At 63.5% G+C, this 20,103-nt stretch carries 16 protein-coding genes, 1 tRNA gene and 1 pseudogene; 6 read left to right on the plus strand and 12 right to left on the minus strand.

Annotated elements, in window-relative coordinates:
* Positions 1-2: 2 nt before the first annotated feature.
* From CGZ66_RS07035 to CGZ66_RS07075, 9 genes are all read right to left on the minus strand, one after another.
* Entirely contained in the window at positions 3-902 is a 900-nt protein-coding gene (locus CGZ66_RS07035; protein ID WP_095082905.1) for a branched-chain amino acid ABC transporter permease, read from the minus strand.
* Positions 899-1,822, minus strand: coding sequence for an ABC transporter ATP-binding protein (locus CGZ66_RS07040; protein WP_095082907.1), 924 nt, complete (start codon positions 1,820-1,822; stop codon positions 899-901). The genes CGZ66_RS07035 and CGZ66_RS07040 overlap by 4 nt, the downstream gene beginning before the upstream one ends.
* A gap of 124 nt (positions 1,823-1,946) precedes the next feature.
* Positions 1,947-3,050: a dimethylsulfone monooxygenase SfnG gene (gene sfnG, locus CGZ66_RS07045; RefSeq protein ID WP_095082909.1), complete on the minus strand. Its 1,104-nt coding sequence runs from the start codon at positions 3,048-3,050 to the stop codon at positions 1,947-1,949.
* A 166-nt stretch (positions 3,051-3,216) separates the two neighbouring features.
* The gene (locus CGZ66_RS07050) at positions 3,217-4,671 is read right to left on the minus strand and encodes an FAD/NAD(P)-binding protein (protein ID WP_095082911.1); all 1,455 of its coding nucleotides are present in this window, start codon (positions 4,669-4,671) and stop codon (positions 3,217-3,219) included.
* Complete coding sequence (gene ssuD, locus CGZ66_RS07055) at positions 4,668-5,840, minus strand: FMNH2-dependent alkanesulfonate monooxygenase (protein WP_095082913.1); 1,173 nt, start codon at positions 5,838-5,840, stop codon at positions 4,668-4,670. Before ssuD ends, CGZ66_RS07050 begins: the two co-directional genes overlap by 4 nt.
* 274 nt (positions 5,841-6,114) lie before the next feature.
* Positions 6,115-6,894, minus strand: a complete 780-nt coding sequence (locus tag CGZ66_RS07060) for an SDR family oxidoreductase (protein ID WP_095082914.1) — start codon at positions 6,892-6,894, stop codon at positions 6,115-6,117.
* Between the two features lie 24 nt (positions 6,895-6,918).
* Positions 6,919-7,869 carry an L-arabinose ABC transporter permease AraH gene (araH, locus tag CGZ66_RS07065; protein WP_095082916.1) on the minus strand — a complete coding sequence of 317 codons (951 nt, stop codon included), beginning with the start codon at positions 7,867-7,869 and terminating at the stop codon, positions 6,919-6,921.
* An 11-nt stretch (positions 7,870-7,880) separates the two neighbouring features.
* Positions 7,881-9,392 carry an L-arabinose ABC transporter ATP-binding protein AraG gene (gene araG / locus CGZ66_RS07070; RefSeq protein WP_095084303.1) on the minus strand — a complete coding sequence of 504 codons (1,512 nt, stop codon included), beginning with the start codon at positions 9,390-9,392 and terminating at the stop codon, positions 7,881-7,883.
* Between the two features lie 71 nt (positions 9,393-9,463).
* On the minus strand, positions 9,464-10,456 hold the full coding sequence (locus tag CGZ66_RS07075) for an arabinose ABC transporter substrate-binding protein (protein WP_095084304.1): 993 nt from the start codon (positions 10,454-10,456) through the stop codon (positions 9,464-9,466).
* A 257-nt stretch (positions 10,457-10,713) separates the two neighbouring features.
* Between CGZ66_RS07075 and CGZ66_RS07080 the strand changes: the two genes are divergently transcribed.
* Together CGZ66_RS07080 and dgoD are read left to right on the plus strand one after the other, a co-directional pair.
* Entirely contained in the window at positions 10,714-11,403 is a 690-nt protein-coding gene (locus CGZ66_RS07080) for a FadR/GntR family transcriptional regulator (protein ID WP_245331079.1), read from the plus strand.
* A gap of 8 nt (positions 11,404-11,411) precedes the next feature.
* Positions 11,412-12,560, plus strand: coding sequence for a galactonate dehydratase (dgoD, locus tag CGZ66_RS07085; RefSeq protein WP_095082920.1), 1,149 nt, complete (start codon positions 11,412-11,414; stop codon positions 12,558-12,560).
* Between the two features lie 3 nt (positions 12,561-12,563).
* Here the strand turns inward: dgoD and CGZ66_RS07090 are convergent, their stop codons facing one another.
* The 3 genes from CGZ66_RS07090 to CGZ66_RS07100 all read right to left on the minus strand — a co-directional run bounded on the left by CGZ66_RS07090 (position 12,564) and on the right by CGZ66_RS07100 (position 15,479).
* Complete coding sequence (locus CGZ66_RS07090) at positions 12,564-14,309, minus strand: adenylate/guanylate cyclase domain-containing protein (RefSeq protein ID WP_095082922.1); 1,746 nt, start codon at positions 14,307-14,309, stop codon at positions 12,564-12,566.
* 529 nt (positions 14,310-14,838) lie between these two features.
* A tRNA-Ala gene (locus tag CGZ66_RS07095) sits at positions 14,839-14,914 on the minus strand.
* A 172-nt stretch (positions 14,915-15,086) separates the two neighbouring features.
* Complete coding sequence (locus tag CGZ66_RS07100; RefSeq protein WP_095082924.1) at positions 15,087-15,479, minus strand: TIGR02300 family protein; 393 nt, start codon at positions 15,477-15,479, stop codon at positions 15,087-15,089.
* 206 nt (positions 15,480-15,685) lie between these two features.
* Between CGZ66_RS07100 and aroA the strand changes: the two genes are divergently transcribed.
* The 4 genes and pseudogenes from aroA (at position 15,686) to rpsA (ending at position 19,934) form a co-directional block, all read left to right on the plus strand.
* Entirely contained in the window at positions 15,686-17,044 is a 1,359-nt protein-coding gene (gene aroA, locus CGZ66_RS07105; protein ID WP_095082926.1) for a 3-phosphoshikimate 1-carboxyvinyltransferase, read from the plus strand.
* A gap of 48 nt (positions 17,045-17,092) precedes the next feature.
* A pseudogene (locus tag CGZ66_RS41690) lies at positions 17,093-17,353 on the plus strand (DUF6881 domain-containing protein); the annotation flags it as partial.
* A 24-nt stretch (positions 17,354-17,377) separates the two neighbouring features.
* Positions 17,378-18,028, plus strand: a complete 651-nt coding sequence (gene cmk / locus CGZ66_RS07110) for a (d)CMP kinase (RefSeq protein ID WP_095084305.1) — start codon at positions 17,378-17,380, stop codon at positions 18,026-18,028.
* A 208-nt stretch (positions 18,029-18,236) separates the two neighbouring features.
* Entirely contained in the window at positions 18,237-19,934 is a 1,698-nt protein-coding gene (gene rpsA, locus CGZ66_RS07115) for a 30S ribosomal protein S1 (RefSeq protein ID WP_013528183.1), read from the plus strand.
* Positions 19,935-20,103 lie beyond the last annotated feature (169 nt).

The following is a 20,103-nucleotide window of genomic DNA, read 5'->3' on the forward strand; positions in this document are numbered from 1 at the left end:
GCTCAGATCCTTTCGACGAGCTTCTGGCCGAACAGGCCGGAAGGACGGATCAAGAGGAAGACGAGCGCGACGACATAGGCGAACCAGCTCTCGATGCCGCCGCCGAAATAGTCGCCGATATAGACCTCGGCGAGCTTCTCGCTGGCGCCGATAAGCAGTCCGCCGACGATGGCGCCGAGGATGGAATCGAAGCCGCCGAGCACCAGCACCGGCAGCGCCTTCAGGACCACCAGGGACAGCGAGAACTGCACGCCAAGGCGAGCCCCCCAAAGCAATCCCGCCACCAGTGCGACGAGACCGGCAGCAGCCCAGACGGTCGCCCAGATCAAGGGCAGGCGCAGGCCAACCGCGAGGGCCGCGAACTGGTCGTCGGCGACAGCTCGAAAGCTGAGGCCGATGCGGGTGTAGCGGAAGAACAACGACAAAAGCAGAACCATGCCGGCGGCCACCACCGCGGCGAAGATATCGAACTGGCTGATCAGCACGCCGCCGATTTCCAACGGCACGTCCTCGATGCCGAGATCGAGGCCATGGACCTGCGTGCCCCAGATCAACTGGGCCGCGCCCTCGATGATATAGGAGAGGCCGAGCGTCGCCATGAACAGCGTGATCGGCGGCTTGTTGGTGAGAGGCCGCAGCACCGTGCGCTCGATGGCGATGCCGATCGCCACCATGATGGCGAAGGTGACCACCAGCGCCAGCGCGAAGGGGATGCCGCGTTCGACCAGGCTGACGAAGGTCAGCGCCGCGAACAGGAGCAGCGCGCCTTGCGCGAAATTGAGCACGCCTGAGGTCTTGTAGATCAGCACGAAGCCGATGGCGACCAGCGAGTACATGACGCCGGAGAGCAGGCCACCGACGAGCACTTCGATGAAGAACTGATAATCGAAGTCGGCGATCATATGCCTGCCCCGTCCTCATTGTCCGAGGCGACGCCGAGATAGGCGTCGATGACCCGCTGGTCGTTCCTGACTTCGTCGGGCGTGGCGTCGGCGATCTTGCGGCCATAGTCGAGAACGGCGATGCGGTCGGACAGGCCCATGACGACGCCGACGTCATGCTCGATCAGCACGACGGTGGTGGCGAAGCGGTCGCGCGCGGCACGCACGAAGCCCGCCATCTCGCCCTTTTCGCTCGCGGTCATGCCGGCCATCGGTTCGTCGAGCAAAAGCAGGCGCGGTTCGGCGACCAGCGCGCGGGCCAGTTCGACCCGCTTCTGCAGTCCGTATGGCAAGGTGCCGACAAGACGATCGCGAACGGGGCTGAGGTCGAGGAATTCGAGGATCTGATCGGCGCGGCTCAAAGTGTCGCGCTGCTCGCCGCGCGAGCGGCCGATGCCGAGCACCTGGCCGGCAAAGTTGGAGCGGACCTTGAAGGCAAGGCCTGAGGCGACATTGTCGAGAACGCTGAGGCCCTTGAACAGGGCAAGGTTCTGGAAGGTCCTGGCGACGCCGAGATGCGCCAGCCGCTGCGTCGGGACGTGGGCATGACGGATCCCGTCGAGCAGGACATGACCGCGATCCGGTCGATAGACGCCGCTGATGACGTTGATCAGCGAGCTCTTGCCGGCGCCGTTCGGGCCGATGATGGCGCGTATCTCGCCTGATAGAACCGACAGGTCGATATCGGCCAGTGCGACGACGCCGCCAAACGACAGGCCGATGCCCTGAAGCGAAAGCAGCGGGGCGGCTTGCGCGGCAAGCCCGGCGCGGCCTTCGGATGGCTGCGCTGGCGGTAGAGCTGACGGCAGGCCGCGCGCCAGGACTTCCGGCGCATAGACCGAAGCCTCCATCACTCCGAGGGCATAACTTGGCAACGGCATTCCAATCGTCCTCGATTGCACCCTCAGGCGCGCAAATCCTCGTTGCCGCTCGAAGGATCGAGCGCGCCGGGCAAGCTTCATTCGTGGGTTGGCCGGCGCCTGTCCGGCCAACCTTTCAGGGTGACTATTCCGCCGCCAGCGAGGCTGCTGCCTCGCTGTCTTCCAGCTCGCGGACAAGCGGGATGACATGCTTGCCGAAATACTCGACCTCTTCCTGGAAGTGCAGGAAGCCGAGCAGGATGAGATCGGCGCCGGCACGCTTCAGGTCGACGATGCGCTCGGCGACCTGCCTCGGCGTGCCGATCAGGTTCGAGCGGAAGCCGTCATTGTACTGGACCAGATCGTCGAAGGACGATTTCGCCCAATTGCCCTCGCCTTCCGGCGAGGCCTTGCCGGCATTCTTGACCTCATGGCCAAAGGCGTTGACCGCTTCGGGATTGGCCTTGGCGATGATTTCGGCAAGCACCGCCTTGGCCTCGTCCTCGGTCTCGCGGACGATGGCGAAGGCATTGACGCCGACCTTGACGGAATGGTTGTTGGCCTTTGCCTTGGCCTGGATGTCATCCACCTGTTTGGCGATCTCGGTCGGTGTGTTGCCATTGGTGAAGTACCAGTCCGAAACGCGCGATGCCATGTCGCGCGCGGCGCGCGACGAGCCGCCCTGGAAGATTTCGGGCAGCGGATGCGGCGGCTTCGGCTTCAGCGAATATTCGTTGAAGCGATAGAAATCGCCACGGAAGGTGAAGCTGTCATGCGTCCATATTCCGCGCAGCGAACGGATGAACTCCTCCGAGCGGCGATAGCGCTCGTCATGGTCGAGCCAATGTTCGCCGATGGCGTGGAACTCGCCACGGAACCAGCCGGAAACGAGGTTGATGGCGACGCGACCGTTGGTCAGGTAGCTGATGGTGGCGATCTGCTTGGCCGCCAGCGCCGGATTCCACGGTCCGGGCAGGATCGCCGCGATGACCTTGAGCGTGGTGGTCGCCGCCAGCAGGTCATGGCTGAACGCCACCGATTCATGCTGCTCGTCGGCGCCGTAGCCGGCGGTGAAACGGATCTGGCTGAGCGCATAGTCGAAGCCGGCCTTCTCGGCGATCTGCGCCAGCTTGCGATTGTATTCAGCCGAATGGTTGGTGCGCTGCTCGATGTTGGAGATCACCAGGCCGCCCGAAACATTGGGCACCCAATAGGCGAACTTGATCGCGTCGGTCTCTGCGTGTGCCATGAACTGTCTCCCCTTCAGGCCGTGTCGTTGATCGATCCGACCGCAGCCGGGTTTCACCAATATTTATTATGTTTATAGAATATGTATACAAAGAAGGATTTTCCGTTTTTGAAGCCCTCTCGGGACGGAAATACCAATTTTGCGCGGCCAACCCGGCTTCCGGTTGTCAGTCCGTGACCAGACCGTGCGCGGCAGTGGCGCCGACGGCCTCGGCTGGCGTGTCGAGCAGCTTTGCAATCTCGGCCGCGACCGCCTGGGCGTGGCGGGCAACCTCCGGCAGGCCCATGAGTTCGCCGAAAGTCCCCCGTGCCAGCGGACCGGCGACAAAGAGCGTCGTGACCACCCTGCCGTCCCGGGCAACGGCGCGGCTGTCGCGACTTGTCTCGATACCGAGCCCGTAAGGGTCGGCCCCGATCAGCCCGGCCTCGGTCAGCGAGCGCAGTGCCGGGTTGTTCTGTAGTGCCTGCCCATGCGCCGGGCCCGTGGTGTTGATGACCGCGTCGAAGCGGGCCGTCTCGATCCGTGTCTGCCCGCGCCGTTGAAAGCTGACCGCCAGGCTGCCGTCCTCATGGTTCGATGCGACAAGCCTGGCGGCAATGTTGTCGAATGTGCCGGCTGCATGTCGGCGGTCGAGCACGGCCGCGACCTGCGGTGCGATCCTGAAACGATGCACGTCCCAGAACACGCGCAGCTGGCGGACCAACCTTGCCCGCTCGGGCGGGGCAAGCGCTGCCCACAGCACCGGTCCCTGCTGGCGCAGCTGGTCGAAGACGGACTGCCAGTTGACATTGGCTGCCTGTGCCGCTGCCAGCGTCGTACGGATCGTCTTGAGCAGAAGCAGCGCCGTCGTGGCCGGCTCGGACGCAAAGTCGCCGAAGGCCTCACCCCTGATGTCAGGGTGGCCGCGCGAGCGCAGCCCGCGGCGAGACAGCGCCAGGATGCGGTCGCGATGCCCGCGACGATCGAGTTCAGCAACCATGTCGGCCGAGGTCAGTCCGGAGCCGACGATCAGCACCGACGCTTCTCGCCCGATCCCGGCAAGTGCTGCAGGAGCGTACGGATCGGCGATGAATCCCGGCGCCTCCGCCAGCGCGGCTAGCGCAGCGGGAATATTGGGCAGCGGATGCGTCGCCGCCAGGACGACGATGTCCGCGGCGACCGGCCCGCTAGTGGTGTGCACGGTCCAGCCCCTGCCATCCGAGTCACGTGCGACATGTGTGGCGAGACCGCCGACATGACGCACCGCGCCCGAACCGAGCCAGGGAGCGAGGTGCTCGGCGACGTAGCGACCGAACACGCGCCGACGCGGATAGGCGTCGCCATTCTTCCAGATGGCGTCCGGATCGCGTTCGAGTTCCCCATCACGGCTCAACCAGCGCGCAAAATGCTGCGGATCATCGGGAGCCATGCTCATTCTGAGCGCCGGGACATTGACCCGGTGCGCGGGCTCCTCGCTGGAATAGGCAAGGCCGCCGCCGAGCGCCGGTCGCGGCTCGATCACGGAAATCGACAGGCGCTCCGGCCGAGATGCCTGTGCCAGATGCCAGGCCACCGCAGCGCCGGAAAAGCCGCCACCGGTGATGGCGACGCGCAACCGACGGGTCGGGGGGAGCGCGTTCACGAGGCGCTGGCGAGTGACTTCGGCCGGTGGTCGCCGGCAATGGTCTCGCCGAACGGGCCGGTGTTGACCGACGAGCCGGCAGCCTTCACCGGATGATCGGTGGGCAGTTTCGGCAGGACCAATTCGCCGAAGCGGTAGGCTTCTTCGAGATGCGGATAGCCGGACAGGATGAAGGTATCGATGCCGAGGCGCCGGTACTCGTCGATGCGTTCGGCAATCGTGTCGGGGTCACCGACAAGCGCTGTTCCAGCGCCGCCGCGCACCAGGCCGACACCGGCCCACAGATTGGGTGCAATCTCGAGCTTGGCGCGGTTGCCGCCGTGCAGTGCGCTCATCCGCGCCTGGCCGACCGAATCCATGCGGGCAAAGACCTTCTGCGCCGAGGCGATCGTCGCATCGTCGAGCCGGCTGATCAGGCTGTCCGCCGCGGCCCAGGCCTGTTCGGTCGTCTCGCGCGCGATGACATGCAGGCGAATGCCGAAGGAGAGCTTGCGGCCGGCCTTCTCGGCCAGTTCACGCACCGTGTCCAGCTTGCGCTCGACATCGGCGGGCGGCTCGCCCCAAGTCAGGTATTTGTCGATCTCCTGCGCCGCCACCACGGATCCGGCGTCGGAGGAGCCGCCGAAATAGAGCGGCGGGTACGGCGTCTGCACCGGCGGAAACAACAGCCGGCCATCCTCGATGCGGAAATGCTTGCCTTCGTGCTCGACCGTCTCGCCGCTCAGCACGCGCTTGTAGATCTGCAGGAATTCCTGAGTCACCTCGTAGCGCTCGGCATGCGACAGGAAGATGCCGTCACCCTTGTTCTCCAGCGGATCGCCGCCGGTGACGACGTTGATCAGCAGGCGGCCGTTGGAGATGCGGTCGAGTGTCGCCGTCATGCGCGCGGCGAGCGTCGGCGATTGCAGGCCGGGCCGCACGGCAACGAGGAAGCGCAACCGCTCGGTCGCCGGCACCAGAGCCGAGGCGATCACCCAGGAATCCTCGCAGGCCCGGCCGGTCGGCAACAGCACGCCGTAATAACCCAGCGTGTCGGCGGCCTTGGCCACTTGCGTCAGGTAGGGCAGGTCGACGGCCCTGCCGCCTTCCGATGTGCCGAGATAGCGGCTGTCGCCATGCGTCGGCAGGAACCAGAGCACCTTGATGCGGTCTGGGATGTCCCGCGTCATGGCTTGCCTCCCGCGGTCTGATGACATTGGCCGACTGTGCCAGACGGAATTGAGGGTGAGCGCAAAAGGTTGGGCATGGCGGGGTCCTGTCCGGGTGGAAACCAGATCGCCAGTGCAGATTGCTTATTCTATAAATTCTGTAGAGTTAGTTTATTCTAAATCCGCGACGGCGATTAGAATTTCTCTCCTCAGGTGGTGGCGCCAACCCGCTTCAACCCTTTGCCCGCCGAACCCGTACTGCGATCGTCTCTTGGTTATGATCTTTCCCCGGCACTCAGGCGGGATGCTGCAGTTGGCTCAGCCCGCCATCGACGACGAGGGTGGCCGCGTTCATGAACGGGCACTCGTCGGAAATCATGAACACCGCGGCGAGCGCGATCTCGTGCGTCGAGGCGATGCGGCCGCCGGGATGCAGCGCCATGGTGTTGGCGCGCGCTGCCACCGGATCAGGAAAACTGTTCCAGTAGTCGATGGCCTTCTGCGTCTCGACATAGCCCGGCGCCAGCGCGTTCACGCGCACGCCCTGCGCCGCATATTCGAGCGCCAGCGATTTGGTCAGTCCGAGCAGCGCGTGCTTGGCGACGGGATAGGGGAAGGTATGCGGAATGATGGTGAAGCTGTGCGTCGAGGCGATGTTGAGGATGACGCCACCGCCGCTTGCGATCATGCCCGGCAAGACTGCCTTGCTGCAGTTCCAGGCGCCCTTGACGTTGACGTCGAAGTTGCGGTTCCACTCCTCCTCGCTGGTGTCGAGCGGCGTCGAGAACACATTGACCCCGGCATTGTTGATCAGCGCGTTGACGGAGCCGATTTCATCGTTCGCCCGGCTGACCGCCGCGGCAATCGCCGCCCCATCGCTGATGTCGGCTGCGGTATGCCCGACATGACCTTGCGGTGCGGCGAGGCCAGCAACGGCCTTGTCCAGCAACGCGCTGTCGCGGTCGACCAGGAACAGTCTCGCCCCTTCGACCAAACAGGCCTTGGCGATGGCGAGCCCGATGCCTTGCGCGGCCCCTGTCAGGAAGATGCGTTTGCCGGACAGGCGCTCAGCCATTCTTGTTGCTCCAGTCGAAGACGGTCAACGCCGGCCCAATGCCGACGAGCGCAGATTGTCGAGCAGCACCGCCAGGAGCAAGATAACGCCGCGCACGATGTACTGGTAGAAGGCCGGGATGTTGAGCAGGTTCATGGCGTTTTCGGCGATGCCCATGATCAGCACGCCGACGATGACGCCCGACATAGTGGCGCGGCCGCCGGCGAGCGAGACGCCGCCGAGCACGCAGGCCGAGATGACCGAAAGCTCCAGCCCGACCGCGGCGTTGGGCTGGCCGGAGGTGATGCGTGACGCGAGCAGGATGCCGGCGATGCCGCAGACGACGCCCTGGAGCGTAAAGATCCAGATGCGCGTCCGGTCGACATTGACGCCGGCCAGCCGCGAGGCCTCCGGATTGCCGCCGATGGCCAGCGTGTTCTTGCCGAAGACGGTGCGGTTGAGGACGAAGCCGAAGATGCCGAAGAGAACGGCCAGCACCCAGATCGGCGTCGGTATGCCAAGCAGTTTCGACAGCGCCAGCTGGTAGAAGTCCGGGCTGTTGATGCCAACGGCGCGACCGTCGGACGCGATCAGCGCAAGGCCGCGCACGATCTGCATGGTGGCCAGCGTGGTGATCAGCGCGTTGATGCGGAATTTGGCGATGACGACGCCGTTGATGAAGCCGACGAAGGCGCCGCAAGCAATTGCCGCCAGAAGGCCAAGCAGGATCGAACCGGTGGCGTTCGACGCCATCACCGCGACCATGCCGGCAAAGGCGACGATGGAGCCGACCGACAGGTCGAAGTCGCGCGCCGCGAGGCAGAACATCATGGTGCAGGCGACGATGCCGACAGTGACCACCGACTGCAGCAGGCCGAGCATGTTGCGGTCGGTGAGGAAGTTCGGCACCAGAGCCGACACCAGCGCGAAGGCAACGACGAAAATGACGACGAGGCCCTGTTCGCCGAGCAGGATCTTCTTCAACCGATCGGTCATGGCAGGGGTCCTCAGGATGCGATCGCGTCGGGGGTTTTCTTGTCGGGAAGTGCTGCGGCCAGGATCGCCTTCTCGGCGAACTGGTTGCGGTTAAGTTCAGCGCTGATGCGGCCGCCGCACATCACCAGGATGCGGTCGCAGATGCCCATCACTTCCGGCAGTTCGGACGAGACGACAACGATCGCCATGCCGTCTTCGGCAAGCTGGTAGAGCAGTTCGTAGATTTCCGATTTGGCGCCGACATCGATGCCGCGCGTCGGCTCGTCGACGATGAGAACCCGCACGCCCTGCTCGGACAGCCAGCGGCCAAGGATGACCTTCTGCTGGTTGCCGCCGGAGAGGTTGATGATGTCCTGCTTGCGCGACGGCGTGCGCACCTTGAGCTTCTTGATGAAGGTTTCGGCGGTCGCGATCTCGCTGGCGCGGTTCAAGACGCCAAAGCGTGTGTGATGGCGGCGCGACGAGATATTGATGTTCTCCTCGATCGAGCGGCCCTGGATGATGCCGTCATGCTTGCGGTCTTCCGAGCACAGCACGACGCCGGCCCGGATCGCGCCATGCGGATCGGTGGCGTGGATCCCCTTGCCGTCGACTGTGATGGCGCCGCCCGAGCGCGGATCGGCGCCAAAGACCAACCGCATCAGTTCCGAGCGCCCGGCGCCGATCAGGCCAAAGAAGCCGACGATTTCGCCGGCGCGGGCCTCGAAGTTGGCCGGCGTCCTCAGCTTTGCTCCTGACAGGGCCTCGATCTTCAGTCTGATATCGCCTGCCTTGCGGGGGCGAAAACCCCAAATGTCCGAAATCTCGCGGCCGACCATTTCGGCGACGACCTGGTCGCGGGTGACGTCCTTGAGCGAAATGTGGTGCGCCGCCAGCTTGCCGTCGCGCAGCACGGTCAGGCTGTCGCAGAGCCGGAACACCTCATCCAATCGGTGCGATACGTAGATGATGACCTTGCCCTCGCCGCGCAGCCGATCGATCAGAGCAAACAGGATTTCGCTTTCGCGCGACGACAGCGACGAGGTCGGCTCGTCCAGTGCGATGACGCGCGCGTCGAGCATGATCGCCTTGGCGATCTCGACCATCTGGCGTTCGCCAATGGACAGCGTCTTGACCTTGCGGCGCATGTCGATGTCGATGCCGGCCGATTTCAGCTTGGCGCCGACGTCGTCCAGCATCCTGGCGCGCGCGATGATGCCGGCGCTGGCGGGAAAGCGGCCGAGGCTGAGGTTTTCGGCAACGGTGAGCTCGGGAACGAGCTGCAGCTCCTGGTGAATGACGATGACGCCATTGTCGAAGGCATCCCGGGTCGAGGCATAGGCCTGGACCTTGCCTTCGATGCTTATCTCACCCGCGTCGGCAAGCTGGTCGCCGGACAGGATCTTGATCAGGGTGGATTTGCCCGCGCCGTTCTCGCCCATCAGGCCGTGCACGGCGCCCTTGTCGACGCCGAACGAGACGTCCGACAGTGCCTTGACGCCCGGATAGGTCTTGGTGATGCGCGAAAAGTCGAGAAAGGACACGGGCGTCGATCCTTGTTGTGCCATGACAAACAGGCGGCGGGATGAGCCGCCGCCTGTTTGTACAGGGAGGATTATTCGATGCCGAGGCCCTGGCGGACCTTCTGATAGTCGTCGCGCTTGGCCAGTGCGCCGGAGGTCAGGATCAGCTTCTCCGGCTCCTTGTTGTTGGCAACCCAGTCATACATGTTGAGCGCCGTCTCATAGCCATGGCGCTTCGGCGAGATGATCACGGTGCCGACAAAGCCAGTGGCGGCCGGCTTCTTGAACTCGTTGATCGCCGAATCCGCGCCGCCGATGCCGACGCCGATCATGCCGTCCGCCGGGATGCCGACGCTTTCTGAGGCGCGCACAGCGCCCAGCACGGCTTCGTCGTTGAGGCCGAAGGAGACCCATTCCTTGATGTCGGCATGGGCATTGAGCACGACCGTCGCGGCATTCAGCGCGGCTTCCGTGTCGGTCTTGGCCTGCGGCGCGTCTAAGATGTTCCCGGCCTTGAAGCCGTTCGCCTTCAGCACCGAGATGGCGCCTTCGACACGATCGACCGCCGTCGGCAGCTGATCATAGGAGACGCGGATGGCGCCAACCTCGTCGGCCTTCCAGCCACGCGCCTTCATTTCATCGACGATCGCCTGGCCGACGGCCTCGCCGATCTTGGTGGCCGAGATGCCCATATGCGGCACGTCTTCCAGCGCCTTGCCGTCGGCACCGACCAGACGGTCGTCGACGGTCATCAGCTTGAGATTGTTGGCGGCGGCCTTGGCGACGATGCCGGGTCCGAGCTTCACATCCGGCGTGCAGACGATGAAGCCCTGGGCGCCCTGGGCGCCGAGATTGTCGATCGCCGACATCAGCTTCTCACCGTCCTCGGCGCCGATCTTGACGAGGGTGAAGCCCTTTTCCTTGGCGGCCTGGTCGGCGAACTTCCATTCGTCCTGGAACCACGGTTCCTCGGGCTGTTTGACGATGAAACCGATCTTGGTGTCCTGAGCATAGGCAGAAGCGATCGTCGTGACGGACAGCACGGCAAGAGCGCCCGCGACGAGCGCGGTCTTCAAAAGTCGCATGATTACCTCCCAGCGATAGGCCGGGCGCTCAGCCCGGGTGTCGGCGTTTCTATTCGCTTTTATCATACTCGTCAATTGATCTGGTATGATAATTAAGGTACATGCTCTGACCAACGATCGCTGGCGCAACTCGTTTGCATCCGCTAATGCCGGGCCGGTTGCGCGAACTAGCAGGTTCGCCGCCTTGGAGGAGGGCTAAGGTGACCGAAATTTCGAAGAAAGCCCCGGAGGGTGCGACCACGCGTCGCCCGCGCGTCATGCCCGATGTGACCAAGGCGATGGCCTCGGACATCTTTTCCGGCCGCTACCCGGCCAGATCCTCCTTGCCGACCGAAAACGAACTTGGCGTCGAGTACGGTGTCAGCCGCACCGTCATCCGCGAGGCGCTGAAGGTGCTGGCCGCCAAGGGGCTGGTGTTGTCGCGGCCGCGCGTCGGCACCGTCGTCTGCAACGAGGACGACTGGAACATCATCGACCCGCAGGTGCTGGCCTGGCACGCGCCGCACGCGCTGGACGACAAGCTCTTCGACGCCATCCTGGAAACGCGCCGGGCCATCGAACCGCTGGTCGCCGAGCTTGCCGCGACGCGCGCGACACTGCAGGAGATCGCCGATCTCGAAGCGGCATGGCGGGGCATGGCAGGCGCCGGCGAGGATCGCGCCGCTTTCTCGCGCAGCGACATCGCTTTCCACCAGATCGTCTATGCCGCGAGCCACAACCCGATCTTCCGCCAGATCGGCAATCTGATCGACACGGGGCTCAAATTCTCGCTGGAAGCGACGGCGACGATTTCGCTCGAGCGGCGTCTGGAAGCGGTGGCGGCACATCGCGAGGTGGTCGAGGCGCTGCGCATGCGCGACGCCGAGGCGGCGCGCGGCGCGGCAAACAAGATCCTCGACCTTGCGGCGCGCGACCTCGTCAGCGCCAAGAAACTCAAGAACAACTGAGACAGCGCATGAAAATCATCTCGCTCACCACCTACATCGTTCCACCGCGCTGGCTGTTCCTGAAGATCGAGACCGATGCCGGCGTCACCGGCTGGGGCGAACCGGTCGTCGAAGGCCGGGCTTTGACCGTCGAAGCGGCGGTCAAGGAACTTGGCGATTATCTCATCGGCAAGGACCCGCGCCTGATCGAGGACCACTGGACGGTGATGCATCGCGGCGGCTTCTACCGTGGCGGACCGATCCTGATGAGCGCCATTGCCGGTATCGACCAGGCGCTGTGGGACATCAAGGGCAAGGCGCTCGGCGTGCCCGTGCATGAACTGCTCGGCGGCAAGTTGCGTGACAGTATCAAGGTCTATTCCTGGATCGGCGGCGATCGGCCGGCCGAAGTCGCCGCGGGCGCCCGGGAAGTGGTGGCGCGCGGCTTCCTGGCGCTCAAGATGAACGGCACCGAGGAACTGCAGATCGTCGACAGCCACGACAGGATAGATGCCGCGGTCGAGCGGGTCGCCATGGTGCGCGAGGCCGTCGGCCCCAACATCGGCATCGCCGTCGATTTCCACGGCCGCGTGCACCGGCCGATGGCGCGCATCCTGGTCAAGGAGCTCGAGCCCTACAGGCTGATGTTCATCGAGGAGCCGGTGCTGAGCGAAAACCGCGAGGCGCTGAAGGAAATTGCCGCCCTTGGCTCGACGCCGATTGCTTTGGGTGAGCGGCTCTACAGCCGCTGGGACTTCAAGTCGGTGTTCGAGGAAGGCGTCGTCGACATCATCCAACCTGACTTATCGCATGCCGGCGGCATCACCGAATGCCGCAAGATCGCGGCCATGGCCGAGGCCTATGATGTCGCGGTGGCGCCGCACTGTCCGCTCGGGCCGATCGCGCTTGCCGCCTGCCTGCAGCTCGATGCGGTCAGCTACAACTGCTTCATCCAGGAGCAGAGCCTCGGCATCCACTACAACGCCGCCAACGACCTGCTCGACTATGCCGCCAACAAGGATGTCTTCCGCTACCAGGATGGTTATGTCGCCATTCCCGATGGTCCCGGCCTCGGCGTCGAGATCGACGAGGACTACGTCAAGGAGCGCGCCAAGGAAGGCCACCGCTGGCGCAACCCAATTTGGCGCCACAAGGATGGCTCCTTCGCCGAGTGGTGATGGCTATGCTTTCACCTGCGCCGCTTCGGATGACTTCAGTCCATCAACCAGGTGATGAAGATCCGCCTCGTTCTCGTAGTGCAGGGTAGAGACCAACGCATCAATCGTAAATTCCGGATCGACCTTGTCTATTTGAGCGCGGTGAGCGGACGCAGCGGTCCGATCGCCCAGCCAGTGATAGGCCGCCGCGACAAAAGCGTGTTGGTTGGCATCCATCTTCGACAGATGCATGAAGGCCTCGATTGCTTCGGGATATTCGTGGGCTGTAAAGTGAGCTTTCCCAAGATGGCTCCAGAAGCGTTCTGGGTGATGAGGGTTCAACCGCATCGCCTTGCGAATCCAGTCGGCCCCTTCCTTGGGGTGACCGAGCCAAGTCAAAAGCTCGCCGTGCTGGACCACGACAAGATCGTAGTTTGGATTGAGTGCGAGAGCCCGCTCCTGGTGGTGCCGAGCCTTCGTCAGATCATTGCGGCTGATGCTGATGGCCGCCAATATCCGTTGGACGTCCGCATCGTTGCTGTCCAGTGCCTGCGCCAACTCAAGCTCACGGACGACTTCGTCGAAAGCGGCGTCCTTATCGGCGCACCAGCCGTAGCCCCAAGCTTGCCCCAGGATGCAGCCCCGCCAGGCATGGGCATGCGCGTATTCGGGATCGAGTTCCAGCGCTCGTGTCACCAGCTTCAGCGCCTCCTCATTCTCGGCTCGACTGCTGCGATGGTGGCGGACCTTGGCCGCGAGCACGCATTCGTATGCCGCCATGTTGGCAGGTGTTTTGCGCGCCACGACATCCTGCTGCGCGGCTTCGACGCGGCCTGGCAGCGTGGCCACGATCGCTGCGGTCAGCTCGTCCTGAATGGCGAAGACATCGTCGAGCTTGCGGTCGTATCGCTCGGCCCAGATGTGCGTATCCGTGGCAGTATCGATCAGCTGCGCCGTCACCCTGAGCTGACCGCCCGATTTTCGGACGCTACCCTCCACCAGGTATTGCGCGCCCAGCTTCCGGGCGATTTCACGGAGGTTTACCGACTGCCCTTTGTAGACGAAGGTGGAGTTGCGCGAGATGACGAACAGCTCGTGCCGCCGCGAAAGTTCCGTGATGATATCCTCGGTCAGACCATCAACGAAAAATTCCTGTTCGGATTCGCCGCTCATGTTGGCGAATGGCAGGACCGCAATCGACGGCTTCACCACGCTGTGCCGGGCCGAGCCGTCCCCCGCTCGCGGATCGGCTGCATCGTCAAGCACCGCGCGCCAGACCCGTATCGGACGGGAGATGTTCTTCAGGGCCTTCTCGCCGAGGTCCTCGAACCTGATTTCGAGCCGATCGAAGACCTGTTCGTACACGGCCTGGGTGACGCACACCCCGCCGACTTCGGCCATCTGCTCCAGACGGGCGGCGACATTCACGCCGTCGCCATAAATGTCGCCCTCATCGAAGATGATGTCGCCGAGATTGATGCCGATCCGAAACTGAATGCGTCCGGCATCCGGTACGTCGGCGTTGCGGCGGCGCATGCGGATCTGCACCTCCGCCGCGCAGCGCACGGCATCTGCCACGCTCTGGAACTCGACCAGCATGCCGTCACCGGTGGTTTTGATGATGTGGCCCTGGTTCTTAGCGATTGCCGGATCAATGAGTTCGATCCGGTGCGTTTTGAGCCGCGCAAGGGTGCCCCTCTCGTCGGCTTCCATGAGCCGAGAGAATCCAGCCATGTCGGCTGCCAGCACCGCCGCGAGCCTGTGTTCCATGTTCAAGCCTCGAAGCACGCAATCCTAGATGGCAAACGCTGCAATCAAAGCCGATCACGGTCTCGCCGCCACCCTAACAGCGCCGTCCCCGCGCGATCGGAAGGCGCCCAGTCATAGCTTTACTCGAAACGAGCGCGTGCGGGAAGGAAATCGAACGCACTCCATACCCGCTCGCGGCTGCTCGATTGGTCTGCCTGCTCGACGGGGCAAGGTTTCATCCCAAATCCATCGCATTCAGTAGTCAGTTGAACGGCTTCGAAGATGGTGCTTCAGGAAAGTGCCTCGTCGCATCGCTCGGCAGCTTTTGAAGGAGTTCGACGAACTCCCGAACGCCGGCCTATCTGGCCAAGCTTGGTGTCAGAGCCGGGACGCGCAACCGAAACCAATAGACATTCCTGCGAAGTAGGAGATGTGACGCCCGACAAGGCACGGACTTCCCTGCGTGTGTACCGCCAATGTGGACCACGTTCGTAGAATAGAGCCTTCAAACCAAAGGCTTTCTAGGAAAATCAACGGCCTAGAGAGAACTTGGTGGAGCCAATCGGAATCGAACCGACGACCTCTTGAATGCCATTCAAGCGCTCTCCCAACTGAGCTATGGCCCCACTTCCGGCAGTCAACCGGCGCCGTTTCCGGCGAAGAGATCCGGCGTGGGTTGGAGACCGCGCCGTTAGTGCAGGCGGCTTCTAACCCCGCCTTTCGTCAATATCAAGCCTTCGAGAGCGGCTTTTTCTTCACAGGCCACGAAAGCTGGCAAACGCCTGCTTTCGTGGCCGATCAGACCTCGTCGTCGTCGTCGCCGACGCCGATCATGTCGGCAACGTCGTCGTCTTCTTCCTCTTCGTCGGCAAGGAAGGTGTCATCCTCGTCGTCGCCGAGATCGACATCATCCTCGTCGTCGCCGAGGTCGGGAAGATCGTCGCCGCTCTTGGTATCCTCGTCGGCCTCTTCGAGCGAGACGACCTCAACACCCTCTTCGTCCTCGGCGTCCACTTCCTTCTCGGCCACTTCCTCTTCCTCCTCGATGACGGCGCTCTTGCCTTCCTCGAAATAGGAACGCGGATAGGTCTTGCCGGTGTAGGGCGAGACAATCGGGTCCTTGTTCAGGTCGTAGAATTTCCGGCCCGTCTCCGGGTCGATGCGCTTTATGCCAAGTTCGGTTTTTGCCACGGCAAGCCTCGTCAATAAAAGAGTGGTCCCCTTAACCACTGTTTGCAGCGCTGTCAAAGCGAAAAGCCGGCGTCACAAAACCATGCAATGGAAGGCCTCGAGTCGATGACGACCATGGGGGATGACCATTTCGGCCCGCCGTGATACGAGACCGCCGCAACAAATGAAAAGCGCCGGCCCGCCGGCATTCCGTCCAGGGAAATTCCATGTCTCACGCCGCCGCCCCAAAGTCGGCCACCGCCCGCAAATCACCAGCCCTTGCCGGCACGGCGCGCGTGCCGGGCGACAAGTCGATCTCGCACCGCTCCTTCATGTTTGGGGGCCTCGCCTCCGGCGAGACCCGCATCACCGGCCTGCTCGAAGGCGAGGACGTGATGCGCACCGGTGCGGCGATGAAGGCAATGGGCGCGCATATCGAGAAGCGCGGCGCCGAGTGGGTGATCCGCGGCACCGGCAATGGCGCGCTGCTGCAGCCGGAAGGCCCGCTCGACTTCGGCAATGCCGGCACCGGCTCGCGGCTGACCATGGGCCTCGTCGGCACCTATGATATGGAAACGACCTTCATCGGCGACGCGTCGCTGTCGGGCCGGCCGATGGGCCGCGTGCTCGAACCCTTGCGCCAGATGGGCGTGCAGGTGCTGAAGGCGACGCCCGGCGACCGCATGCCGATCACGCTGCATGGGCCGAAGCACGCCGCACCGATCACCTACCGGGTGCCCATGGCCTCGGCGCAAGTGAAATCGGCGGTGCTGCTGGCCGGTCTCAACACGCCGGGCATCACCACCGTCATCGAACCTGTCATGACGCGCGACCACACTGAAAAGATGCTGAAAGGCTTTGGCGCCAATCTGTCGGTCGAGACCGACGAGCGCGGCGTGCGCCACATCTTCATCGAAGGCCAGGGCAAGCTGACCGGCCAGACGATCGCGGTGCCGGGCGACCCGTCCTCGGCCGGCTTCCCGCTGGTGGCCGCACTGATCGTGCCGGGCTCCGACATCGTCATCGAAAACGTGCTGATGAACCCGACCCGCACCGGCCTGCTTTTGACGCTGCAGGAAATGGGCGGCAAGATCGAGATCCTCAACCCGCGCAACGCCGGCGGCGAGGATGTCGCCGACCTGCGCGTGCGTTATTCCGAACTGAATGGCGTCACCGTGCCGCCCGAGCGGGCGCCGTCGATGATCGACGAATATCCCGTGCTTGCGGTTGCCGCCAGCTTCGCCGAGGGCGAAACGCTGATGCAGGGGCTCGAAGAGCTACGGGTGAAGGAATCCGACCGGCTGTCGGCCGTCGCCAACGGGTTGAAGATCAACGGCGTCGACTGCACAGAGGGCGAGGCTTCGCTCGCCGTGCGCGGCAAACCGGGCGGCAAGGGCCTTGGCAGGCATCCTAACGGCCAGGACACGACGGTGCAGACCCATCTCGACCACCGCATCGCCATGAGCTTTCTGGTCATGGGGCTGGCGACCGAAAAGCCTGTCACCATCGACGACCAGGCGATGATCGCGACCAGTTTTCCGGAATTCATGGGGCTAATGAAGGGTCTGGGCGCGGAGATAGAATAACCCCAGTTCGTGGCCGCGGTCGCGTAGGCCGGCAGATGAAGAGAGCGAATGCAATATATTCATTGCCGTTGGACAAGCAGCCACCCCGACATGCCGACCGACTACTGGACCGAGGTCGAGGATGACCGTTCCATCAGCCGTGAAGTTCATTGCCGCAACGGCACCGTGATAGGAATGGTATCCTGGGCAACAAAGGTGGAATGGGGGACAGCTTGGCTAGAAGGCGCACCTGTTCCAGATCTCGACGAAATTACCGTTCAACCAGATATGACAGCGGTCGAAATTGAAGGCAGTGTTTTCGAGGAAAAGTGGCAGGAAGCAAAAGCTGCAATGTTGAGTAGCCCTTTCACCATCGCCATCGACGGCCCCGCCGGCGCCGGCAAGGGCACCCTCGCCCGGCGGCTCGCTGACCACTACCGGTTGAACCTGCTCGACACCGGCCTCACCTATCGGGCTGTTGCTTATGCGCTGATCCAGCACGCGCTGCCGCTCGACAATGTCTCGGCGGCCGAAACCGCTGCGCGCCAAGTCGATCTGGCGAAGCTCGACCGGACGGTGCTGTCGGCGCATGCGGTTGGCGAGGCGGCCTCGAAGGTCGCGGTTTTCCCGACCGTGCGGCGCATCCTGGTCGAAAAGCAGCGCGCATTCGCCACGACGCCGCCGGGCGCCGTGCTCGATGGCCGTGACATCGGCACCGTCGTCTGCCCCGATGCCGACATAAAACTCTATGTGACGGCGAGCGCCGAGGTGCGGGCGCGGCGGCGACTGGCCGAAATCGAAAGCATCGGCGGTACCGCCGATTTCACCGAGATCCTCGCCGATATCGTGCGCCGTGACGAGCGCGACATGGGCCGCGCCGACTCGCCCTTGAAGCCGGCGGCAGACGCGCACTTGCTTGACACCAGCGAAATGGCTATAGAAGCCGCGTTTCTCGCAGCCAGAGCTGTCATCGACGACGTGCTGGCCAAGAGAAACAAGGCCTGAGCCGGGTTTTTCCCTCGCGTTTCCGTTGTCGGAGGCGAAGAAAATACCCATATCGGGCAGGAACCAGCCTGCCAGCATTCTTCATGCGCCGGAATTGCCGCTTAAAGAGCGGCCCAGGGCTTTTGCAGCCCGGAACGCCGGCAGGCCAACGCAACGCTAACCCACGGCGCCCGTCCCGCGACAGAAGCGGGGCATTCCAGGAGAAACAATGTCAGCTGCAAATCCCACTCGCGATGATTTCGCGAGCCTGCTCGAAGAATCATTCACCACAGGTCATTCCGGCGAAGGCCAGGTCGTCAAGGGCACGATCACGGCCATCGAAAAGGACATGGCCATCATCGACGTCGGCCTCAAGGTCGAAGGCCGCGTGCCGCTGAAGGAATTCGGCGTCAAGGGCAAGGACACCACCCTCAAGGTCGGTGACACCGTCGAAGTCTATGTCGAGCGCATCGAGAACGCGCTTGGCGAAGCGATGCTCAGCCGTGAAAAGGCCCGCCGCGAAGAGAGCTGGGTCCGCCTCGAAGAGAAGTTCACCAAGGGTGAGCGCGTCGAAGGCGTTATCTTCAACCAGGTCAAGGGCGGCTTCACCGTCGACCTCGACGGCGCCGTGGCCTTCCTGCCGCGCAGCCAGGTCGATATCCGCCCGATCCGCGACGTCTCGCCGCTGATGCACAACCCGCAGCCCTTCGAGATCCTCAAGATGGATCGCCGCCGCGGCAACATCGTGGTGTCGCGCCGCACCGTGCTCGAGGAGAGCCGCGCCGAACAGCGTTCGGAAATCGTGCAGAACCTCGAAGAAGGCCAGGTTGTCGAAGGCGTCGTCAAGAACATCACCGACTACGGTGCGTTCGTCGACCTCGGCGGCATCGACGGCCTGCTGCATGTCACCGACATGGCATGGCGCCGCGTCAACCATCCGACCGAAATCCTCAACATCGGTCAGACGGTCAAGGTGCAGATCATCCGCATCAACCAGGAAACCCACCGCATCTCGCTCGGCATGAAGCAGCTCGAGAGCGATCCGTGGTCCGAGATCGGCACCAAGTTCCCGATCGGCAAGAAGATCAAGGGTACCGTCACCAACATCACCGACTACGGCGCGTTCGTCGAGCTGGAGCCGGGCATCGAAGGCCTCATCCACGTTTCGGAAATGTCGTGGACGAAGAAGAACGTGCATCCCGGCAAGATCCTGTCGACGACCCAGGAAGTCGACGTGGTGGTGCTCGAAGTCGATCCGGCCAAGCGCCGCATCTCGCTCGGCCTCAAGCAGACGCTCGAGAATCCGTGGCAGGCTTTCGCCAGCAGCCATCCGGTCGGCAGCCAGGTCGAGGGCGAGGTCAAGAACAAGACCGAGTTCGGCCTGTTCATCGGCCTCGAAGGCGATGTGGACGGCATGGTCCATCTCTCCGATCTCGACTGGACCCGTCCGGGCGAGCAGGTCATCGAAGAGTACAATCGCGGCGACATGGTCAAGGCGCAGGTGCTCGACGTCGACATCGACAAGGAGCGCATCTCGCTCGGCATCAAGCAGCTGGCCAAGGACACGGTCGGCGAAGCGGCGACTTCAGGCGAACTGCGCAAGAACGCGGTCGTCACCTGCGAGGTCATCGGCGTCAAGGATGGCGGTCTGGAAGTGCGGCTGGTCGACAGCGGCATCGAGACCTTCATCAAGCGTTCCGATCTGAGCCGTGACCGCGACGAGCAGCGCCCCGAGCGCTTCACCGTCGGCCAGAAGGTCGATGCTCGCGTCATCGCCTTCGACAAGAAGACCCGCAAGCTGCAGGTCTCGATCAAGGCGCTGGAAATCGCCGAAGAGAAGGAAGCGGTCGCCCAGTACGGCTCGACCGACTCCGGCGCTTCGCTGGGCGACATCCTGGGTGCCGCGCTGAAGAAGCAGGGCAGCTAAGTCATCTGCCCCCACCGCCTTGCGCGGTGGTCAGTTCAAACCCCGCCGGAGCGATCCGGCGGGGTTTTCTTTACGGTAAGATAAACTTCCTCGGGTATTTGCCAGTAATCCGAGGAGAGGCTTTCCATGCGCAATGACGACGATTGTCCCGCTACGGGCTCTTCGTGGT

The organism is Mesorhizobium sophorae, assembly GCF_002270415.1.
Taxonomy (GTDB): Bacteria; Pseudomonadota; Alphaproteobacteria; order Rhizobiales; family Rhizobiaceae; genus Mesorhizobium; species Mesorhizobium sophorae.